General features: G+C 68.8%; 20 protein-coding genes. 11 read left to right on the top strand and 9 right to left on the bottom strand.

The genetic code is table 11. The features are described 5' to 3' along the window. Positions 1-6 precede the first annotated feature (6 nt). The gene (locus LRM40_RS20055; protein WP_151123282.1) at positions 7-1,152 is read right to left on the bottom strand and encodes a GGDEF domain-containing protein; all 1,146 of its coding nucleotides are present in this window, start codon (positions 1,150-1,152) and stop codon (positions 7-9) included. Between the two features lie 93 nt (positions 1,153-1,245). Further along, complete coding sequence (locus LRM40_RS20050) at positions 1,246-1,467, bottom strand: DUF3079 domain-containing protein (RefSeq protein WP_151123281.1); 222 nt, start codon at positions 1,465-1,467, stop codon at positions 1,246-1,248. A 331-nt stretch (positions 1,468-1,798) separates the two neighbouring features. On the opposite strand from LRM40_RS20050, the gene nirB reads away from it, so the two are divergent. The 10 genes from nirB to LRM40_RS19995 all read left to right on the top strand — a co-directional run bounded on the left by nirB (position 1,799) and on the right by LRM40_RS19995 (position 14,255). Beyond that, positions 1,799-4,339: a nitrite reductase large subunit NirB gene (nirB, locus tag LRM40_RS20045; RefSeq protein ID WP_151123280.1), complete on the top strand. Its 2,541-nt coding sequence runs from the start codon at positions 1,799-1,801 to the stop codon at positions 4,337-4,339. Between the two features lie 17 nt (positions 4,340-4,356). Next, complete coding sequence (gene nirD / locus LRM40_RS20040) at positions 4,357-4,701, top strand: nitrite reductase small subunit NirD (RefSeq protein ID WP_151123279.1); 345 nt, start codon at positions 4,357-4,359, stop codon at positions 4,699-4,701. A 70-nt stretch (positions 4,702-4,771) separates the two neighbouring features. Further along, positions 4,772-6,091, top strand: coding sequence for a nitrate- and nitrite sensing domain-containing protein (locus tag LRM40_RS20035; protein ID WP_151123278.1), 1,320 nt, complete (start codon positions 4,772-4,774; stop codon positions 6,089-6,091). A gap of 254 nt (positions 6,092-6,345) precedes the next feature. After that, positions 6,346-7,158, top strand: coding sequence for a formate/nitrite transporter family protein (locus tag LRM40_RS20030; RefSeq protein ID WP_151123277.1), 813 nt, complete (start codon positions 6,346-6,348; stop codon positions 7,156-7,158). Between the two features lie 8 nt (positions 7,159-7,166). Then, positions 7,167-8,897 (top strand): bifunctional protein-serine/threonine kinase/phosphatase, encoded by a 1,731-nt coding sequence (locus LRM40_RS20025; protein WP_151123276.1) that lies wholly within the window; start codon positions 7,167-7,169, stop codon positions 8,895-8,897. Positions 8,898-9,076: 179 nt separating this feature from the next. Next, positions 9,077-10,135, top strand: a complete 1,059-nt coding sequence (locus tag LRM40_RS20020; protein WP_151123275.1) for a methionine ABC transporter ATP-binding protein — start codon at positions 9,077-9,079, stop codon at positions 10,133-10,135. Then, a complete protein-coding gene (locus tag LRM40_RS20010; RefSeq protein ID WP_151123274.1) occupies positions 10,132-10,809 on the top strand; it encodes a methionine ABC transporter permease in 678 nt (225 codons plus the stop codon). Before LRM40_RS20020 ends, LRM40_RS20010 begins: the two co-directional genes overlap by 4 nt. A gap of 131 nt (positions 10,810-10,940) precedes the next feature. Further along, a complete protein-coding gene (locus LRM40_RS20005; RefSeq protein ID WP_151123273.1) occupies positions 10,941-11,744 on the top strand; it encodes a MetQ/NlpA family ABC transporter substrate-binding protein in 804 nt (267 codons plus the stop codon). 426 nt (positions 11,745-12,170) lie between these two features. Continuing rightward, entirely contained in the window at positions 12,171-13,592 is a 1,422-nt protein-coding gene (locus LRM40_RS20000; RefSeq protein ID WP_231067870.1) for a cytochrome C, read from the top strand. 18 nt (positions 13,593-13,610) lie between these two features. Further along, positions 13,611-14,255 (top strand): c-type cytochrome, encoded by a 645-nt coding sequence (locus LRM40_RS19995; protein ID WP_151123272.1) that lies wholly within the window; start codon positions 13,611-13,613, stop codon positions 14,253-14,255. Positions 14,256-14,290: 35 nt separating this feature from the next. Here the strand turns inward: LRM40_RS19995 and LRM40_RS19990 are convergent, their stop codons facing one another. From LRM40_RS19990 to LRM40_RS19960, 7 genes are all read right to left on the bottom strand, one after another. Continuing rightward, positions 14,291-15,232 (bottom strand): GGDEF domain-containing protein, encoded by a 942-nt coding sequence (locus LRM40_RS19990; RefSeq protein WP_170288816.1) that lies wholly within the window; start codon positions 15,230-15,232, stop codon positions 14,291-14,293. Between the two features lie 195 nt (positions 15,233-15,427). Next, positions 15,428-15,790: a DUF1304 domain-containing protein gene (locus LRM40_RS19985; protein WP_259372968.1), complete on the bottom strand. Its 363-nt coding sequence runs from the start codon at positions 15,788-15,790 to the stop codon at positions 15,428-15,430. A 66-nt stretch (positions 15,791-15,856) separates the two neighbouring features. Further along, entirely contained in the window at positions 15,857-16,288 is a 432-nt protein-coding gene (locus LRM40_RS19980) for a hypothetical protein (protein WP_151123270.1), read from the bottom strand. A gap of 45 nt (positions 16,289-16,333) precedes the next feature. Then, on the bottom strand, positions 16,334-17,080 hold the full coding sequence (locus LRM40_RS19975) for an SDR family NAD(P)-dependent oxidoreductase (RefSeq protein WP_151123269.1): 747 nt from the start codon (positions 17,078-17,080) through the stop codon (positions 16,334-16,336). 92 nt (positions 17,081-17,172) lie between these two features. Continuing rightward, entirely contained in the window at positions 17,173-17,667 is a 495-nt protein-coding gene (locus tag LRM40_RS19970) for a cupin domain-containing protein (RefSeq protein WP_151123268.1), read from the bottom strand. A 17-nt stretch (positions 17,668-17,684) separates the two neighbouring features. Next, positions 17,685-18,734 (bottom strand): NAD(P)H-dependent flavin oxidoreductase, encoded by a 1,050-nt coding sequence (locus LRM40_RS19965; protein WP_151123267.1) that lies wholly within the window; start codon positions 18,732-18,734, stop codon positions 17,685-17,687. A 201-nt stretch (positions 18,735-18,935) separates the two neighbouring features. After that, positions 18,936-19,778, bottom strand: coding sequence for an aminotransferase-like domain-containing protein (locus tag LRM40_RS19960; RefSeq protein WP_151123350.1), 843 nt, complete (start codon positions 19,776-19,778; stop codon positions 18,936-18,938). 86 nt (positions 19,779-19,864) lie between these two features. On the opposite strand from LRM40_RS19960, the gene istA reads away from it, so the two are divergent. Then, positions 19,865-21,409, top strand: coding sequence for an IS21 family transposase (gene istA, locus LRM40_RS19955; protein WP_151126052.1), 1,545 nt, complete (start codon positions 19,865-19,867; stop codon positions 21,407-21,409). Positions 21,410-21,444 lie beyond the last annotated feature (35 nt).

The following is a 21,444-nucleotide window of genomic DNA, read 5'->3' as shown; positions in this document are numbered from 1 at the left end:
CCGTGCTCAGGCTCCGGCCAGATCGGCCGGCCGGACCTCGACCCCCACCCCGCTGGCGGCCACCACCCGGTTGCGGCCCTGACGCTTGCCCTCGTAGAGCGCGGCGTCGGCGTGCCGGATCACCTCGGCGAACGAGCCGGCGCGCAGCGACTGCGCCACGCCGATCGTGACGGTCAGGGCGACCCGCTGGCCCTGGACCTCCAGGGGGTCCTGGGCGATGGCGCAGCGCACCCGCTCGGCCAGCAGCAGGGCCTGGCCCTCGTCGGTGTCGGCCAGCAGCAGCAGGAACTCCTCGCCGCCCCAGCGGGCCACCACGTCCGATGTGCGGGCCGTGCGGGACACCAGCTCAGCCACCCGACGCAGGGCCTGATCTCCGATCTCATGGCCCCAACTGTCGTTGACCGCCTTGAAATGGTCCACATCCAGCAGCACCACGCTGAAGGGCCCGCCCTGGGGCCGGTGGAGCAGCTGGGCCACCAGGGCCTCGCCGGTGGCCTGCACATGGCGTCGGTTGAACAGCTGCGTCATCGGGTCGCGCAGCGCCAGGCCGGCCATGGCATGGTGCTGGCGCCGCACCAGCGTGAAGAAGTGATAGACCAGCACGGCCGGCGCCATCCCCAGCGCCAGCAGGTTCATGCTGCGCAACTGCCGCAGGGTGCCCGCCGTGGGCAGATCCAGCGGTGCGGCGGCGGACAGCTGGGCCCAGCGTGCCGTGCTCGCGGCATCCAGCCACAGCGTCAGCAGGCAGGCTCCGCCCACCAGCAGCCCCTTGGCCCACAGGGGCAGCCGCCCCGAGGTGACCAGCACCGGCGTGTAGGCCAGCAGCAGGGCATGGAAGAGCGCCGAAGGCCCGTAGCGCAGCGCCAGATGGGCGATGGAGAGGGTGCAGGTGCCGATGAGCAGGAGCAGGGCCGCGAGAAAGGCCGGGTAGGCCGCGCGGGGACCGAAGCAGGGCTGCAGCGCGGCAGCCAGCAGGGCGATGAGCGCGTGATGCCACCACTGCGCATCGCCCAGCCACCAGAGCGCCACGGCATAGACGCAGGCCACGCAGGCGATGACCACCGCAGAACCGCGGATGGTGGTGCGAAAGTTCTGGTGGACGAACTCGGAGGCCTCGTCAGGCACGAGGCGGATCGGATCAGGCAAGCTCACACGGCGGCACTCCACCCCACAACGCCCTCCCCTGCGCTTCTGCGAGCTTCAGGTCTCTCGGGCTGGCAGTGTAAGGCGGACGCGGCGGACGGTTCAGGGCCCATCCTGGGCGGGCACCCCGGCGGGAGCCGGCGGGCTTCGCTCGGCCTCGGTGGGCGGCACCCACTCGGCCCAGTCCGGGCCGAACAGTTCCTCGGGATGCTGGGTGCGGTCCGAGCCGTTGCCGCAGGCCATGGCATGCGCCGGGCAATAGCGGTCACAGCCCCAGCAGGTGCGCTCGGGATGGGCGGGGTGCAGCGGAAAGCGCTTGGCCATGCCCTGCAGTGTGCGCGTCCTCGCCGGGGGGCGGCTTGATGTCGGGCAAGTCGGCCAGGCCGCACCAGGCTGGGGCGGGCCGCCCCGGGACTGGTGGGCTGCGCACCGTCACGGGCCGGCGTGGCGGCGTCTGCCCGCCACGGGCCCCGGAAACACCCGGTCCATCGTCTGGCATCCCGTTTGCTTGACAGGGGCTCGAGGTGAACGGGGTATGGCTGCTCCGCCCCTCGCCCGCTAACGACGGCGGTTTTCTGTCGGCACCGGCCTGGCGCGCGGTGCCCCTCCTGATGTGCGCACGCGCCGCGTGTGCCGCTTCCCTTCGGAGCAACCCATGAAAATCGTCGTCGCCGGCCACGGCATGGTGGGCCACCAATTCCTGCAGAGCCTGGCCGAGACCGGCCTGACCGAGGCGCAGGTCACCGTCCTGTGCGAGGAAGCCCGCCCGGCCTACGACCGGGTCCACCTCTCCGAGTTCTTCGCCGGCAAGTCCGCCCAGGATCTGTCCCTGGTCGAGCCCGGCTTCTTCGAGCGCACCGGCTTCGACCTGCGCCTGGCGGCCCGGGCCGCCAGCGTGGACCGCCGGGTGCGCACCGTGACCACCGCCGATGGCGAGGTGCTGCCCTACGACGTGCTGGTGCTGGCCACCGGCTCGGTGCCCTTCGTGCCGCCCATCGCCGGTCGCGAGCGGCCGAACTGCTTCGTCTACCGCACCATCGACGATCTGGAGGCCATGCAGGCCGCCAGCGCCAAGGCCCGGCGCGGCGTGGTGGTGGGCGGCGGTCTGCTGGGCCTGGAATGCGCCAAGGCCCTGCGCGACCTCGGGCTGGAGACCCATGTGGTGGAATTCGCCCCGCGCCTGATGGCGGTGCAGGTGGACGAGAGCGGCGGCCGCATCCTGCGCGAGAAGATCGAGGCCCTGGGTGTGCACGTGCACACCCGGCGCAGCACCACCCAGATCACCGACGGCGCCGAGCACCGCCACCGCATGGTGTTCGAGGACGGCAGCTACCTGGAAACCGACCTGATCGTGTTCTCCGCCGGCATCCGGCCGCGCGACGAACTCGCCCGCCAGTGCGTGCTGGCCATCGGCCCGCGCGGCGGCGTGGTGATCGACGACCACTGCCGCAGCAGCGATCCGCACGTCTACGCCATCGGCGAGTGCGCGTCCTGGAACGAGCAGACCTTCGGCCTGGTGGCCCCGGGCTACGAGATGGCCCGCGTGGCCGCGCGCCACATCGCCGGCGAGGCCGCGGCCGCCTTCGCGGGCGCCGACATGAGCACCAAGCTCAAGCTGATGGGCGTGGACGTGGCCAGCATCGGCGATGCCCACGGCAAGACGCCGCACTGCCGCAGCTTCTCCTTCACCGACGAACTGAACGGCATCTACAAGAAGATCGTCGTCAGCGAGGACGGCCGCCAGCTGCTGGGGGCCGTGCTGGTGGGCGACGCGGCCGAGTACGGCACCCTGCTGCAGATGGCCTTGAACGGCATCGCCCTGCCCGAGCATCCCGAGGCGCTGATCCTGCCGGCCGGCGACGGCCAGGCCAAGGCCGGCCTGGGCGTGGACGCCCTGCCCGACAGCGCGCAGATCTGCTCCTGCAACAACGTCAGCAAGGGCCAGATCGCCGAGGCGGTGGCCGGCGGCGCCACCACCATCGCCGCGCTGAAGGCCGGCTGCAAGGCCGGCGCCACCTGCGGCGGCTGCGTGCCCCTGGTCACCCAGGTCATGAAGGCCGAGATGGCCAGGCGCGGCCTGGCGGTGAACAACCACCTGTGCGAGCACTTCCCGCACTCGCGCCAGGAGCTGTTCCACCTGGTCCGCGTGGGCCAGATCAAGACTTTCGAGGACCTGCTGGCCAAACACGGCCAGGGCCTGGGCTGCGACATCTGCAAGCCCGCGGCGGCCAGCATCTTCGCCTCCTGCTGGAACGACTTCGTGCTGCAGCCCGAGCTGGCGCCCCTGCAGGACAGCAACGACTACTTCCTGGGCAACATCCAGAAGGACGGCAGCTACTCGGTGGTGCCGCGCATGCCCGGTGGCGAGGTCACCCCCGAGGGCCTGATCGCCGTGGGCCAGGTGGCCAAGAAGTACGGCCTGTACACCAAGATCACCGGCGGCCAGCGGGTCGACCTGTTCGGTGCCCGTGTCGAGCAGTTGCCCCTGATCTGGGAGGAGCTGATCGCCGCCGGCTTCGAGAGCGGCCATGCCTATGGCAAGAGCCTGCGCACCGTGAAGAGCTGCGTGGGCAGCACCTGGTGCCGCTACGGCGTGGACGACAGCACCGGCCTGGCCATTGCGCTGGAGAACCGCTACAAGGGCCTGCGCGCGCCACACAAGATCAAGTTCGGCGTCTCGGGCTGCACCCGCGAATGCGCCGAGGCCCAGAGCAAGGACGTGGGCATCATCGCCACCGACAAGGGCTGGAACCTCTATGTCTGCGGCAACGGCGGCATGAAGCCGCGCCACGCCGAGCTGATCGCCAGCGACCTGAGCAAGGACGCGCTGATCCGCCTGATCGACCGCTTCCTGATGTTCTACGTGCGCACCGCCGACCGCCTGCAGCGCACCAGCACCTGGCGCGACAACCTCGAAGGCGGGCTGGACTACCTCAAGGGCGTGCTGCTGCGCGACACCCTGGGGCTGGCCGCCGAGCTGGAGGCCCAGATGCAGCAGGTGGTGGACCGCTACCAGTGCGAATGGAAGACCGCCGTCACCACGCCCGCCGTGCGCCAGCGCTTCCGCAGCTTCGTCAACAGCACGCAGCCCGACGAGCACATCGTCTTCGTGCAGGAGCGCGGCCAGATCCGCCCGGCCCGGCCGGAGGAACGCGCCGACGCCACCCACGCCGCATCCACCAACAGCCCCACCTGACCCAGGAGCCCCGAACCATGGACACCCTCGTTTCCGACTGGACCGCCGTCTGCGCGGTCGAGGACATCCTGCCGGACACCGGCGTCTGCGCCCGGGTGGACACGCACCAGGTCGCCATCTTCCGCATCGGCCAGAACCAATTCTTCGCCATCGACAACGTGGACCCGAAGGCCGGCGCCAGCGTGCTCTCGCGCGGGCTGGTGGGCAACCTGGGCGAGCACCTGGTGGTGGCCTCGCCGCTGTACAAGCACCACATCGACCTGCGCACCGGCGTCTGCCTGGAGTCACCCGAATGGTCGGTGCGCCCTTACGCCGTGCGGGTGAAGGACGGACGCGTGCTGGTGAGCACCGAAGCCACCTGAGGGTTCCGGCCGGCACCCATCTTGCGGACAATCGGGGCCGTCTTCCGAACGCGCCGAAGCGCCCCACCCCATGCCGCAGCCTGTCTCCCAATTCGTCCTGCGTGCCAAGCAGCTGGACATCGACGCCGTGCGCCACCTGGCCGCGCGGGTCGAGCTGGTCACGGTCATCGGCCAGCTGATTCACGCCCTGCAGCGCGAACGCGGGGCCTGCAGCATCTTCCTGGCCTCGCACGGCCTGCAGTTCAACACCCAGCGCATGGAGGCCCAGCAGGCGGCCACGCCGCTGGAGCAGCAGCTGCGTGCGCTGTTCGAGGCCCAGCTCGATCCCGCCCAGGGCGCGACCGCCCGGCTGCTGTCCCTGATGGCCTGGGTGCTGCTGGATCTGGACGCGCTGCGCGAGCTGCGCCTGCAGATCGAGCGCTGCCAGCCGAGCGCGCACGACAGCGTGGCGGCCTTCAGCCGGGTCATCGCCGGCCTGGTGGAGCTGGTCTTCCACCTGGCGGACAACACCGTCCATCCCGGCGTGTCGCGCCAGCTGGTGGCCTTCGTCCACCTGGTGCAGGGCAAGGAGGCGGCGGGCCAGGAGCGCGCCGTGGGCGGCCAGCTCTTCGCGTCCGGCCAGGCCCTGCCGGTCGAGCAGGAACGCATCACCCACCTGATCGAGGCGCAGGAGCGCAGCCTGGGCATCTTCGAGGAATTTGCCGAACCGGCCCTGCGCGCACGCTGGCAGCAGCTGCAGCTCACGCCCACTGTGGCCCAGCTGGAGCGGCTGCGCCGCACCCTGTGCACGGCCCGCCCCGGCGCCGCGCTGGACGCCCAGCTCAGCGGCCGCTGGTTCGAGGTGGCCAGCGAACGCATCACCGATCTGTGGCAGCTGGAAACCGAATTGGTGCAGGGACTGCGCCAGGCCTGTGCCCGGCAGCTGGAGGTGCTGACGCAGGAGCTGCAGGATGCCGAGGGCCTGGTCCAGCGGCTGCGCAACACCCCGCCACCGCACACCCACGCGGTGGTCGAGTTCTTCGGCATCTCCGGCCACCCGGGCAGCGTGCCGCAGCTGACCCACCCGCCGGGTGAGGCCGCGCCCGACACCCAGGCCCGGGACGCCCAGGCCATGTCCTCCATGGTCGAGCTGCTGCAGGCCCAGACGGCCCGCCTGGCCAGCGTGGAGATGGAGTTGGAGGCCGCCAAGCGTGCCCTGCACGAGCGCAAGATCATCGAGCGCGCGAAGGGCGTGCTGATGTCGCGCATGGGCCTGTCCGAGGAAGCCGCCTTCCGCGCCCTGCAGAAGACGGCCATGGACCAGAACCGCCGCCTGCTCGACGTCGCCGAGGCCACACTCTCGCTGCCCGACCTGGCCTTTGCCAGGCCCGCGGCCCCGGCGGCGGACTGAAGACGCGCCGGCCGGCCGGAACGCTGGTGGCACACCACGTGCTTACTGACTGCCCGTCAAGCTAACGGCGGCTTGAACCAGCCCCTGCAGGCCGCCTGGCTGCCTGCAAAGGGTGCGCGAATGTGTGGACAAAGGCGTCCATGCCTGCAACCGGTGCGGACCGGTCCAGGCGTGGGCGCCTTTTTTCATGCCCGGCTGCGGCCGGCATGGGCCGCACTGTCTCCTCCATGTCTGCCTGTCCTGAAGGAACCCCCATGGCCTACCTCGCCCCCACCGAATTCGTGACCAAGATGGTCGATGCCGGCGAATCCAAGCTGCTGATGTCCACCCGCGACACCCTGATCCGCGCCTACATGGCCGGTGCCATCCTGGCGCTGGCCGCCGCCTTCGCCGTCAGCATCAACATCAACACCGGCAACCCGCTGATCGGGGCCCTGCTCTTCCCGGTCGGCTTCTGCATGCTCTACCTGCTGGGCTTCGATCTGCTGACCGGCGTCTTCACCCTGGCGCCCCTGGCCGTGCTGGACAAGCGGCCCGGCGCCACCTGGGCTGGCGTGGCCCGCAACTGGGGCCTGGTCTTCGTCGGCAACTTCGCCGGGGCGCTGACGGTCGCGGTGTTCATGGCCATCATCTTCACCTTCGGCTTCTCCGAGGCGCCCAACGCGATCGGCCAGAAGATCGGCGGCATCGGCGAGGCCCGCACCCTGGGCTACGCCGCCCACGGCGCCGCCGGCATGCTGACCCTCTTCGTGCGCGGCGTGATGTGCAACTGGATGGTCTCCACCGGCGTGGTGGCCGCGCTGATGTCCACCAGCGTCTCCGGCAAGATCATGGCCATGTGGATGCCCATCCTGGTGTTCTTCTACATGGGCTTCGAGCATTCGGTGGTGAACATGTTCCTGTTCCCCTCGGGCCTGATGCTGGGCGGCAAGTTCACCTTCATGGACTACCTGCTGTGGAACGAGATCCCGACGGTGCTGGGCAACCTGGTGGGCGGCCTGACCTTCGTCGGCGTGGCGCTGTATTCCACCCACTACAAGACGGCGCCCAAGCGCGCCCTGGCCTGAACGGCCCCATGACCCAGGCACTGCGCGTCTCGATCGGCCAGCACTCGCTGGCCGGGGCCAAGCCGGTCAACCAGGACTTCCACGGCGCGGTCGTGCCGACCGGTGCCCGGCTCGCCACCCAGGGTGTCGTGCTGGCGCTGGCCGACGGCATCAGCAGCAGCCGCGTCAGCCAGGTGGCCAGCGCGGCCGCGGTGCGCAGCTTCCTGGAGGACTACTACGACACGGCCGAGACCTGGACCGTGCGCCGCGCCGGCCAGTGCGTGCTGGAGGCCACCAACGCCTGGCTGCATGCCCAGACCCGCCGCAGCGATGCCCGCTTCGATCCCGACCGCGGCTATGTCTGCACCTTCAGCGCCCTGATCCTCAAGGGGCGCGAAGGCCACCTGCTGCATGTGGGCGACAGCCGCATCCACCGCCTGCATCCCCAGGCGCTGGAAGCGCTGACCCAGGATCACCGGGTGCGCCTGTCCTCGGCCGAGAGCCACCTGGCCCGGGCGCTGGGTGCCGATGCCGCGGTCGAGATCGACTACCGCTGCTGGCCGCTGGCCGAGGGCGAGGTCTACCTGCTGGCCACCGACGGCGCCTATGAGTACCTCAGCGCCACCGATGTGCACGCCGCCCTGGCCCGACACCCGACCGACCTGGACGCCTGTGCCGCGGCCCTGACCGCCACCGCGCTGGCGCGCTGCAGCCAGGACAACATCACCGTGCAGCTGGTGCGCGTGGAGGCCCTGCCGCCGGCCGAGGCCCAGGCCGCGGTGGATGGGCAGCGCAGTCTGCCCTTTCCCCCGCCGCTGCAGGCCCGCATGTCCTTCGAGGGCTACACCCTGCTGCGCGAACTGCACGCCAGCGCCCGCAGCCAGGTCTGGCTGGCCACCGACGACGCCAGCGGGCAGCCGGTGGCCTTGAAGGTGCCCGCCCAGGATCTGCGGGCCGACGTCCAGGCCATCGACCGTTTCCTGCTGGAGGAGTGGGTGGCCCGGCGCATCGACCACCCGCATGTGCTCAAGCCGGCGGGAAGCCCACGGCCCCGCCAGCACCTGTTCGTCGTGATGGAACACATCGACGGACAGACGCTGGCGCAGTGGATGCGCGACCACCCCCGGCCCGGCCTGGCCGAGGTGCGGCCCTGGGTGCAGCAGATCGCCGCGGGCCTGCAAGCCTTCCACCGCAAGGAGATGCTGCACCAGGACCTGCGGCCCGAGAACCTGATGATCGACCGCACCGGCACGCTCAAGCTGATCGACTTCGGCTCGGTGCATGTGGCCGGGCTGGCCGAGGCTGGCCTGACCGAACGCGACCCCGCGCTGGCCGGCACGCTGCAGTACCTGGCGCCGGAGTACTTCGTCGGCCACCCGCCGGGCGTGGCCTCGGAGCTCTTCTCGCTGGCGGTGCTGACCTACCAGATGCTCAGCGGCCAGCTGCCCTACGGCCTGCAGGTGCCCCGGCTGCGCAGCCCGCGGGACCTGGCCGGCCTGCGCTACATCCCGCTGCGCCAGCACCGGCCCGAGCTGCCCGCCTGGCTGGACACGGTGCTGGCCAAGGCCCTGCACCCGCAGCCCGCGCGCCGGCACGAGGCCCTGTCCGAGTTCACCCACGCACTGGCCGCTCCGGACCCACGCTGGGCCGAACCGGCCCGCGTGCCGCTGATCGAGCGCCACCCGGTGCGCTTCTGGCAGACCGTCAGCGCGGTGCTGGCGCTGACGGTGCTGGGTCTCGTGGCCGCCCTGCTGCGCTGAGCCGATCGGCCGCGGCACGCATCTTTATATCAATCGGAAATTTGTTAATAGATATTCAAAACTTCCTAATCTAAAAATGCCTGTCTAGACTGCAGAACCAGCCTCACCAGAAGGCGTTCCGCCGCGTCAGGCCCTGGCCCCCACCCGGGACCGGCCCACCACCGCGGCCTTTGTGTCCCGTGATCGAACTTCTCAGTCTGACCAAGCGCTACGCCAGCCGGCGTGGTGCCCCCGCCGCCGCCACGCTGGCCCTGGACCAGGTGACCCTCAACGTGCAGGCCGGCGAGATCTTCGGCGTCATCGGCCGCTCCGGCGCCGGCAAGAGCACGCTGATCCGCTGCATCAATCTGCTGGAACGGCCCGACGAGGGCAGTGTGCGGGTTGGGGGCGTGGACCTCACCACCCTGCCGCCCCGGGCACTGCAACAGCAGCGCCAGCGCATCGGCATGGTGTTCCAACACTTCAACCTGCTGCAGTCGCGCACCGTCGCCGGCAACGTCCGCTTCCCGATGGAGCTGGCTGGCCAGCGCAGCGCGGCCGAGATGGACGCGCGGGTCGACGAACTGCTCGCCCTGGTTGGTCTTTCCGAACTGCGCGACCGGCATCCGTCCCAACTCTCCGGCGGACAGAAGCAGCGCGTGGGCATTGCCCGCGCCCTGGCCAACGACCCCGAGGTGCTGCTGTGCGATGAAGCCACCTCGGCGCTGGACCCGGAAACAACAGAGCAGATCCTGGCGCTGCTGGGTGACATCAGCCGCCGCCTGCGGCTGACCATCCTGCTCATCACGCACGAGATGCATGTGATCCACGCCCTGTGCGACCGGGTGGCGGTGCTCGAGCGCGGCCATATCGTCGAGCAGGGTCCGGTGATCGATGTCTTCCTGCACCCGCAGCACGCCACCACGCGGGCCCTGCTGGCGGGCGCGGGCTTTCTGCTGGACGAGGGCGATTCGCCTGCCTCCGGACACCCGGTGCTGCAGCTCACGGCCGTGGGCGAGGTGGCCCGTCTGCCGCTGCTGGACACCTTGCGCCAGAGCGCCGGCCTGCGCGTGAACCTGCTGGAAGGCCGGCTCACCCGGCTCAAGGGCGTGCCCGTGGCCCGGCTGCGGGCCGAGGTGCTGGGCGCGGCGCTGCCGCTGGCCGAGCTGCCCGCCGTGGTGGCGGCCCTGGGCGCACAGGCCCGGTGGCTGGGCGTGGCGCCCGCCGCCGCGCAGGCGGCCGAGGAGGTCGGCGCATGAACACTCTGAGCTGGGCCGCCTTCGCGGCCATCGACTGGTCCGAGATCGGCTTCGCCAGCCTGGACACGCTGACCATGCTGGGCATGGCGCTGCTGTTCACGGTGCTGGCGGGCCTGCCAGTGGGCGTGCTGCTGTACCTCACCGCACCCGGCGCCCTGTTGGCCCGTCCGCGGCTGTATGCCGCGCTGTCACTGGCCATCAACCTGCTGCGCTCGTTGCCCTTCATCATCCTGCTGATCGTGATGATCCCCCTCACGCTGCAGCTGGTGGGCACCTCGCTGGGCGTGGCCGGGGCCATCCCGCCGCTGGTGGCTGCCGCAGCGCCCTTCTTCGCCCGCCTGGCCGAGAACACCTTGCGCGAGGTGGACCCCGGCGTGGTGGAGGCCAGCCAGGCCATGGGCGCGCGCCTGCATCAACTGGTGTTCAAGGTGCTGCTGCCCGAAGCCCTGCCCGGCCTGATCGGCGCCACCACCGTGACCGCGGTGGCCCTGGTGTCCTACACCGCCATGTCCGGCGTGATCGGCGGCGGCGGCCTGGGTGACCTGGCCGTGCGCTATGGCTACCAGCGCTTCCAGACCGAGGTCATGGTCGTCACCGTGGCCCTCATGCTGGTGCTGGTACAGCTCATCCAAACCTTCGGCGACCGGCTGGTCCGCCGATGTCAGACCCGCTGAGCGGCCGCCCGAGCCGCCAGCGTCCTCCCCCCGTTGCCACAGCAGGTGTCGCGGCTCCCGGGCCGCCCACCCAGGGGGTGTTCGTCCCTGCGTTTTGCATCCACCGTCCTTCACCTGACAAGGAGATTCCCATGTCCGCATTCACCCGCCGCACGCTGATCAGCGCCCTGGCCACCGCCCTGCTGCCGCTGGCCACCGCCACCGCATGGGCCCAGAACGTCAAGCTGACCGTGGCCGCCTCGCCGGTGCCGCACGCCGAAATCCTGGAGCAGCTCAAGCCCCGTCTGGCCCAACAGGGCGTGGACCTGGAAATCAAGGTCTTCAACGACTATGTGCAGCCCAATGTGCAGGTCGAGGAAAAGCACCTGGACGCCAACTACTTCCAGCACGTGCCCTACCTCGAGACCTTCAACAAGAGCCGCGGCACGCACCTGGTCGTGGTGGGCCAGCCGGTGCACATCGAGCCCTTCGCAGGCTATTCGGTCAAGCACAAGAAGCTCGCCGATCTTCCCGACGGCGCCACCGTGGCCCTGCCCAACGATCCGACCAATGGCGGTCGCGCACTGCTGCTGCTGGCGGCCAACGGGCTGATCACGCTGAAGGACCCGGCCAACATCCTGGCCACGCCCAAGGACGTGGTGGGCAACCCGAAACACCTGAAGTTCCGTGAACTGGAAGCCGCCACCCTGCCGCGCGTGCTGCCCCAGGTGGACCTGGCCCTGATCAACACCAACTACGCGCTGGAGGCCAAGCTCTCGCCGCGCAAGGACGCGCTCTTCATCGAGAAGACCTCCCCCTACGCCAACGTGCTGGTGGCACGCCCGGACAACCAGAACAGCGTCGCCCTGAAGAAGCTGGACGCCGCACTGCACAGCGCCGAGACGCGCCAGTTCATTGAGCAGAAGTACCAGGGCGCGGTGGTGCCGGCGTTCTGAGCGGCTGAGCCCGTGCAGGCCAGGCCCACCTGCCAGCGAGGCACGGCGAGTTTGACCCACCGTGCCTCGGCTTGTCCTCGGCGGGCTTGGGGCCGATGGGGCGGTTGAGGCTCCACATCGGGCGCTCATCAGCCCGATTTCACCCTTGCCCTGACGGATCCCGGCCAAGCGGTAAGAGGTAAGCGAGTCGGTAGGGGAGTCCCAAAGCTTGCCGCAAGCTTTCTGCCACCCCATTTTTGCTGCGTCGGGGCTACACATCGGGCCACCCATTCACGTTTGCACGGGGGTTCCTCGAGGTTCTGGTTCATACACTGAGGGGTAACTCGCCGACTCCGGCGCCGATCTCTTCACGAATCGGAGGCTCGCATGATGATGCACCTGGTGAGGGGGTGCCGATCGGCCCTCAGGCGCCGCAGCGGACACGCCATGCTGGCCCTGCTGATGGTGGCCTGGCCCCATCTGTCCAGCGCCATCCCGCTGTTCAACCGCCAGACGGGGCAGAACTGCATGGCATGCCATGCCGGCGGACAGTTCCCCGAGCTCACGCCCTACGGCCGCCTGTTCAAGATGACCGGCTACACGCTGGGCGAGCGCACGGTGCCCGTGTCCGCGATGGTGCTGGGCAGCCTGTCCAAGGTGGCCAACACCAGCAAGAGCGATGATCCGGCGGCGGACTTCGCCAAGAACGACCGTCTCATCGCATCCACCGCGAGCCTGTTTGTCGGCGGCAAGATCACCGACAACCTGGGCGCCTTCGCGCAGATCACCCACGACCCCTACGCCGCCCAGTCCGACAACGGCTCCTTCCATGGCCGCACCCAGGCAGACAACATGGACCTGCGCTGGGCCGATCGCTTCATCGACGAGCACCGCGACCTGATCGTAGGCCTGAGCCTCAACAACAACCCCTCCGTGGCCGACCCCTGGAACACCGCGCCGGCCTGGATGCAGTACGTGCCCGTGCCCAGCCCGGGCAGCAGCCAGTTCATCGATGGGGCGGCCCCCTACCCGGGCTACGCCGCGGGCGGCAACATCGCCGGGCTGACCGGCTATGCGTTCTGGAACCGCTCTCTCTACGCAGAGCTCGGCGCCTACGGCAGTTCACGCGGGGCGCTGCACGTCTTCAGCGCGGGCGTGGCCGCGGCCGACCAGACCCGGCTGCACGGGCTCAACCCCTACTGGCGCCTGGCCTGGAACCGTGAATGGGGCGCGCACAGCCTGATGCTGGGCACCGGCGGCATGGTGGCCCGGGTCTATGACGACCCGCTGGACACCTCGGACAACAGCACGCTGCACCGCTTCCAGGACTGGAACATCGACGCGCAGTACCAGTACCTGCTGGACCCGCATGCCGTCACCGCGCAGCTGGTGTTCGCCCAACAGCGCCACCATCTCCCCGGCTTCCTCGCCGGACAGGCGAGCGGCTTCGTCAACGCCTCCGGCCAGCCCCTGGCCCCATCCAGCAGCACGGACACTACGCAGCTGGTCCGCGCCAAGCTGAGCTACGTCTACCAGGCCCGGTACGGCGGCAGCCTCGGCCTGTTCAGCCTGACGGGCAACACCGACACGGCCAACCAGAGCTCGGGCTTCGACCCGGCCACCCTGACCATCACCTCGGACCCCGCCGCGCAAGCCCCGTCCACGCGGGTCAGCGGCAACCTGTCCGGCAACCCCGGCACCCGCGGGTGGACCGTGGAGGCCTTCTGGATGCCGCTGCAATACCTGCGGGTCGGCGCGCAGTACACCGGCTACGCGCGCTTCAACGGCGCGGCCAGCAACTACGACGGCTTCGGCCGCAACGCGCGGGACAACAACAGCCTGTTCCTCTATGTCTGGGCCGCCTACTAGGCACGGCAGGAGACCACCATGCGACCACCCGGCATCACCGTCTCGATCGCCACGGCGCTGGCCCTGGCGGGCTGCGCCAACCCGGAACGCTCGCGCGACCTGGCCAATCCGGCCATCCCTGCGCTCGTCCTCGCCCGGCAGGTCTGCGCCAACTGTCACGGCATCGACGGCAACGCCACGTCCCCGAACTTCCCCAACCTGGCCGGTCAGTCCCAGCCCTACCTGGTGTCCCAGCTGAAGGGATTCCGCAGTCACGACAGACGCGATCCGGCCGGCTTCGAGTACATGTGGGGCCTGAGCCGGAGCCTGACCGATGCCCAGATCGAGGGGCTGGCCGACTATTACGCCCGCCAGGTCCCGGTCACACCGCCGGGCGATGCGGACGATGCCACGCTGCATGCCGGCCAGGCCATCTTCGACCACGGCGTGCCGGCCCGGCAGGTCCCGGCCTGTGCGTCGTGCCATGGCGCCCAGGGACAGGGGCATGACACCTTCCCCCGCCTGGCCGGGCAGCATGCGGATTACGTGGTCAAGCAGCTGGCGGTGTTCCAGCGAACCGAGGAACGCCCGGACGGCGCCGTGATGACCGTGGTGGCCCATGGCCTGCGCGAGCAGGACTTCGCCAGCGTGGCGGCCTATGTGCAAGCCCTTCCGATGCGCTGACACCCCGGGACCCCGGCCCTCCGAACGAACGAGGCTCAGTCGATGAGCTCGGCGAACTCCGTGCAGAACTGACCGCGCCCGGCCGACTTGGCCCGGTAGAGCTGGATGTCGGCCTGGGCCAGCAGCGCGCGCAGGCCGGCCTGCTCCGGTGGCAGCACAGCCACGCCGATGCTGGCGCCGACGGACACGGACACCCCGTCCACTTCGAAGGGGCGCTCGGCGGCGCGCAGCACCTTGTCGGCCACGATCCGGGCCAGCGCAAGATCGTGCATGCCGGTGAGCAGGATGGCGAACTCGTCGCCCCCCAACCGGGCCACCACGTCCGTGCTGCGCACCGACTGGACCAGGCGCCGGGCGAAAAGCTGCAGCACACGGTCACCGGCCAGGTGGCCCATGCGGTCGTTCACCGGCTTGAAGTGGTCCAGGTCGATGTAGAGCAAGGCGATGGGCCCGGCGTCGGGGCGCTGGCGCTCATCCTCCAGGCGCTGCGCCAGGCCGGTGCGGTTGAACAGCCCGGTCAGCGGGTCGCGCTCGGCCAGGTGGGCCAGGCGCTGCTGCTCGCGGCGCTGGGCCGTGATGTCCTGGCTGATGCCGACGAAGCCGTCGAAGGCGCCATCGACCTTGAGCGGGATGCAGCTGAGCGCCAGGAAGGTGCTGCCGGCCTCGGCGGGGTACTCCAGCACGAAGTCGACGGATTCGCCGGCAAAGGCACGTTGCATGTAGGGCATGCGGCGAGCCACCTCCTCGGCCCCCAGCACCTCGACGGCCGTGCGCCCGATGATGTCACGGGCCGGGCGCCCCACCAGCCGCTCGAAGGCGCTGTTCACGAAACGGTAGCGCCCGGTGGAATCGACGATCACCACCGTGGCCGGCAGGGATTCGGTGATGGCGCGCAGGATGTCGTTCTGGCGCTGCACGTGCTGGCCGGAAGGTGCATCCGTCGCGGTGGCAAGGGCCAGGGACAGCGGAGGACGCACAGGCGGCTGTTCCGGCGCAGCCCACGCCGCCGCGGCCGCCCGCCATGCCGCCCTGAAGCGTGTCCGCCATGATCCCACTGCGCCCATTGCCTTTCCTGCTCCGACGGGCCGGTCACCGACCACCACCGGGTTCTATCGGCCTGCAGCGACGACAGTTGAGTATTTTCTGACGCGACGGGTCGGCTTACCCTTCTCTCACCCCATCCACACCAGCCCCAGGCCCACCAGCGCCGGCAGGGCCTGGATGTAAAGGATCTTGCGGCTGGCGGTGGCTGCGCCGAACAGGCCCGCCACCAGCACGCAGCCCAGGAAGAAGAACTGCAGCGGACGCGCCAGGGCCTGCGGGGCCAGCAGGCTCCACAGCAGGCCGGCCGCCAGGAAGCCGTTGTACAGGCCCTGGTTGGCCGCCATCACCTTGGTGAGGACCGCGCGATCGGGGCTCAGGCCGAAGGCCTTGCGGCCCATGGGCTTGTCCCAGAGGAACATCTCCAGCACCAGGATGTAGAGGTGCAGCACGGCCACGAAGGCCACCACCAGGGAACTCAGCAGGGTCGGCATGAAGGGGGGTCTCTTGGAAAGTCGAAGGGGACGGAAGCTCGCCGGGACGGGGCTGGAGGGCCCGCCTCAGCGCTTGAGGGTCCGGCCCAGGCGCTCGCGCACCTGCTGGCCGGTGGATTCGATGTCTTTCAGCACGCCGGGCAGGCGTTGTGCCACCTGGCCGGCGGTGCGCGCCACCGCCTGCCCGCCCTGGCTCAGGCCCTGCCCCAGCCCCTGCACTAGGCCGGCGCCCGCCGTCTGCGCCCGCTGGCGGGCCTGTGCCCAGGCCTTGGCCAGCTCGCCCGGTGGCGCCTGGGCCAGCAGGGCCGCCACCTCGTCCAGGGCCGCGGCCTCGTCGGGGGTGATGGGGCCGGCGGCCTCCAGCATCTGGCGCAGGCTCTGCAGCACATCGGCTGCAATGGCCGCGTGGTTGCAATCGGGGTTGGCGTGCAGGAAGGCGCTGCGCTCGCGGGCCATGCGGGCCAGGTCACCGGCCGAGGCCTCGCCGATGATGCGCACCAGGGCGTCAAAGGTCTGAAAGTGTGTGCAGGTAGGGCTGTCGCTTTACAGGGTCTGACCGTTGTATGCCCGCACGATCTGCCCCGTCATTGACTCCGCGTTCAGCAGCATCAGAATCAGCTGCGCGATGTCCTCGGGCGACGATATGCGCTGTAGCGCCAGGTGTCCGGACAGTGCACGCATCTTGTCTTCATGTCCGCGCCACCATCTCGTCTCTACAGCACCGGGAGCGATGCAGTTGACGCGGACTTTCGGCGCTAGCGCCCTGGCCAAGGAGCGGGTCAAGCCATGGACTGCTGCCTTGGAAACCGCGTAGGGAAGCGACGAGCCATACCCAGTTTCTCCGGCAACACTGCCGACATTGACAATGGACGCGCCTTGCTGTCGCTTCAAATGTGGTGCGGCAGCCCTGCAGCAGTTGAATGTGCCCTTGACGTTCACCGCGAAGAGATCGTTCCAGGCGTCGTCTGTGATCCCCTCGAGGTCATCGAAGCGCAGTTGCCGAGTCACGCCGGCATTGTTGATCAGGTAGTCGATGCGGCCCCAAGCGCCGACGACCGAGTCAATCATGGAGTCGACTGATCGCGCGTCCTCGATGGGGGCTTGCACGGCCATCGCCCTGCTGCCGGCGGCCTGAATATCCGCCACCAATTGTTCTGCCTCTTCGACGCTGCGCGAGTACACGACCGCTACGCTGATTCCTTGTTTCGCCAGCAGGACGCTTGTCGCACGCCCAATGCCAGTCGCTCCGCCAGTCACCACGGCGACCCGGCGATTGAGTTCTGGATTCACTTTAAACCCCCAGTGTTCAATTCGAAATCATGGAGCCCGGCATGAAGGCTCCGCAATGGATCTGTGTCTGAGTCAGAGCGGGTGGGCGCGACTCACTCGCCGTCCCAATAGTCAACACGATCACTCAACTTGCCGACGTGCTCAAAAGAGCGATCTGACTTGGAACCGCCCGGGGCGGCACCGACGAAAACCGCGAACTTGCCCGATTCGGGGTATCCCATCACGTCGGGTTGCTCCATCGTACTCACCGCGAGGTATCGCAGCGGCTCGGACCCGGTGTTGACGAACTGATGGGCCGTTTCGGGTCCGCCTGCCGGCGCTGCCACGACATCGCCGCTCGTCACCGCGATTTCGTTCGCGCCCAGGCGGAAGACGCCGCTCCCTTGGAGAACCATGAACATTTCTTCGTTGACGTGGTGGTGGTGCAGTGGCCAGCCGCGCTTGCCTGGAGGAAGTTCTATGACCCGATAACCCAGCTTTTGGGCGCCCAATCGCGTTGCAACTGCAGCAGTACGTGATTCGTAGCGTGGCGCATGGCTCGATGTTTGGAATTCGAGATCACGGATGCTGACTTTCAGCTCATTCATGAGGTTCCTCTCAGCGATCAAGGTCCATTGCCGATGCCAGCGGCCAGTTCCAGCAGGACATCGCAAGCGCTGCACCGGCGCGCCATGGGTGCGCATTGACCCGCCCAGACAGAGAGGTAGTCGACTTCGGAACGGCGAGCCGCCTCGGCGCGCAGGGGACGGGTCAAGTGGTGTGTGATGGGATAAGGAGGCACAACTGCCGTGCAGCGCTCTACTTCATCCATGAATCGGTTCGGCACGCCTCGGGCGAGCTTGCCAGAGAACACGCGCGTCAAACGCGTCGCTGCAGCGCGAGGGCCGCGCAGAGCCTCGCGGTGCGCAGGTGGAAGAGCGGCTTCGTTGGTCGCCAGGAAGGCGGTACCCGCCGCGACTGCACTCGCGCCCAAGGCGAGCGCCGCTCGCACGCCACGGCGATCAGCGATGCCACCCGCCGCTACCACAGGCAAGCTCACGGCATCGACGACTTGCGGCACCAGTGCCATCGTCCCCAGCATGCCTTCGTCGGTCGGCTGCAGGAAGGTGCCGCGATGCCCCCCGGCTTCCCAGCCCTGCGCGACCACTGCATCGACTCCCGCGGCTTGCAGCGCCATGGCCTCCGCAGGCGATGTGGCCGTCCCCATCAAGTAGGCTCCCGATTTGCGCAGCGCCTCCAACTGAACGTCCCGCGGAATGCCGAAGGTGAAACTGAACACGGGGACTCGCTCCTCTATGACCACCGCGACCTGCTGCTCGAAGTGGTCCTCCGATTCCGGTATGGGGTCGGGCTGCGCGAGCTCAAGTTTGGCGTAATACGCCGCCAGCACCTTGCGAAAGGCATCAACGTGCTGCGATTCGATGGACGTGCGTTGAGGCACGAAGAGGTTCACGCCGAACGGGCGGTCCGTTCGTTGGCGAATGGCTCGAACCGAGGCCCGCAGCGCTTCGGGTGCGAGATAGCCGCCTCCCAACTGTCCCAGCCCGCCTGCCTCAGACACCGCGGCTACAAGCTCCGGCCGAGCGACGTCGCCAGCCATCGGAGCCAGGAAGATCGGGAGTCGGAGGCCCAGTGCGTTTGCTAGATCGGTCATCGGTTGATTGATGCGGAAGTCACGGCCAAGAGTCTGTATGCCCTAGCTGTGAAATCACAGGTGCGAGCCTGCAGTTGACTTGTGCGTCTCATGCAAAACATGAACCGACGTCGCCGCTCAATCACTCTAGGTGCATGCGGTCCATTGGAAGTGGTCCAATAATCGGAAAACAACTAGTCCGGTATTTCTGGCGTTCACTGCTCAGAGCATGGCCCGCAAGAGCCCCGACATGACCTTCACCGCTTTGTCCATCGCGCTGGGATCCCAGGCGGCGAAGCCAAGAACCAGTCCGGGCCGTCCGGCGCGGTGAACGCGCGACTTGGAGATTGGCTCGACGCGAATGCCTTTCTCGGCGAGCCGGTTCGCGGCCGCCGAGTCGTCCAGCCCATCAGGTAGCCAGACGACGGTTTCCAGGCCCGCAGGCACCGCTGGCAGTTCGATCAAGTCGGAGGCATGTTGATGCAGGCTTTCCCGCAGCGCCTCGTAGCGGCTTGCATAGAGCAGACGCATACGCCGAAGGTGCCGCGCGTAGTGTCCGTCGGACAGGAAGCCGGCCATTGCGGCCTGATGCAGCACCGAAGGAAAGCGATCCACGTTGGCGCGGGCTGCGGCGAACCTTTCCACGAGGCGTGTAGGCAGGACGAGGTAGCCGAGCCGAAGGCCAGGGAACATCGTCTTGCCGAAGCTCGCGACATGCAAAACCTGCCCGTGGACATCCAGGCCATGCAGCGCCGGGATTGGACGGCCCGCGTAGCGATACTCGCTGTCGTAGTCGTCTTCAAAAACCCAGGCACCCGTCGCCGACGCCCAGTCGAGCAGGTGCTGGCGCCGTGGCAAGGCGAGCACCGCACCGGTCGGTGCCTGGTGAGCCGGTGTGACATGCACCAAGCGGGCCTCCGGGGCGGCCTGCACCGCACGCTCGACATCCAAGCCGGATTCGTCAACCTGCGTATTCCACGCGATGGCGGACACGATTCCACGCTGATGGCGGACAGTGTTCCACCATGATGGCGGACAGTGTTCCACGCTGAAGGCGGACAGCATTCCAAACTGATGGCGGACACCTGCGGGGTGTTCTGAGTGACCCGAACGCGGCATACGCTGCCCGGTTTTTTTGACCGGAGCCAGCGATGCCCACACCCAGGGTCACCATGAGCAAACTACGACACACACTGCAACTGCTGCACCGCGGGGCCTTGAGCACCCGTCAAATCGGTGCCGCCCTCGGCATCTCCAAATCCACTGTCAGCGAGATAGCCAGCTACGCGCGCGTGGCCGGCGTGGACTGGGCTACGGCCCAGAGCCTGAACGACGACGAACTCCAGGCCCGGCTTTACAAGCCACCCGTGGCGCGCGAGTCCCGGCACCTCGAACCCGACCACGCCCACATCCACCGCGAACTGCGCCGACCTGGCGTGACGCTGCAGCTGCTGTGGGAGGAATACCAGCAACAGCACAGCGGTCAGGCGTACAAGTACAGCGCCTTCTGCGAGAAGTACAAGGCTTGGGCCCGGCGCCTGCAGCGCTCCATGCGCCAGACCCACTCGGGCGGTGACAAGCTCTTCGTGGACTACGCCGGCCAGACCGTGCCCGTCGTGGACGCCAGCACCGGCGAGATACGCCCGGCCCAGGTCTTCGTGGCAGTGCTGGGCGCATCGAACTACACCTACGCCTGCGCCACTGCCAGCCAGAAGGCCGCTGACTGGGTGGCCAGCATCATTGCCACGCTGGAGTTCATCGGCGGCGTGCCCCGCCTGCTGGTGCCCGACCAGCCGCGCGCCCTCATGGCCCGCCCCGACCGCTACGAGCCCACCGCGCACCGCCTGCTCGAAGAACTCTGTGCGCACTACAGCCTGGCCGTGATGCCCGCGCGCCCGGCCAAGCCACGCGACAAACCCAAGGTGGAGGTCGCCGTGCAGGTGGTCGAGCGCTGGATTCTGGCCCGGCTGCGCCACCAGACCTTCTTCAGCCTGGCCGAGCTCAACCGGGCGATTGCCGCCTTGCTGGTGGACTTGAACCAGCGCGCGTTCAAGAAGCTGCCGGGCAACCGCGCCAGTGCCTTCGCCGAGCTTGACCGGCCGGCCCTGCGCCCCCTGCCGGCGGTGCGCATGCCCATCGCGCGCTTCAAACCCGCCCGCGTCAACATCGATTACCACGTCGAGCTCGATGGCCACTACTACTCGGTGCCCCACGCCCTGGTGGGCGAGCCGGTGGAGTTGCGCATCACGGCCGGCACGGTCGAAGTCCTGCATGGCGGCAAACGGGTGGCCGCCCACGCCCTCAATCCCCGCCGGGGTGCACACACCACCACACCTGAGCACATGCCGGCCTCGCACCGGGCGCACCTGCAGTGGACGCCGGCCAAGCTCATCGCCTGGGGCGAGCGCGTGGGTGCGGCCACCGCCGCCGTGGTGCGCTGGCAGATGGAGCACCGCCAGCATCCCGAGCAGGGTTACCGCTCCTGTCTGGGCCTCATGCGCCTGGGCCGTGAGTACGGGGCTGACCGGCTGGAGGCCGCCTGTGCGCGGGCGCAGTCGATTCGCTCACCGTCCTACAAGAGCATCGCCTCCATCCTGGGCTGCGGCCTGGACCAGCGGCCGCTGGATGCGCCGATGGCCGCACAGGCGAGCCTGCCGCTGCACGAGAACGTGCGCGGGCCGGACTACTACCACTGAGCTCCAACGCGCAAGCAAACCCAACAAGGAAGAAC

The organism is Ideonella dechloratans (genome assembly GCF_021049305.1).
GTDB classification, from domain to species: Bacteria; Pseudomonadota; Gammaproteobacteria; order Burkholderiales; family Burkholderiaceae_C; genus Ideonella; species Ideonella dechloratans.
The sequence above is the reverse complement of the archived record's forward strand: the minus strand, read 5'-3'. Positions and strand labels throughout refer to the sequence as shown.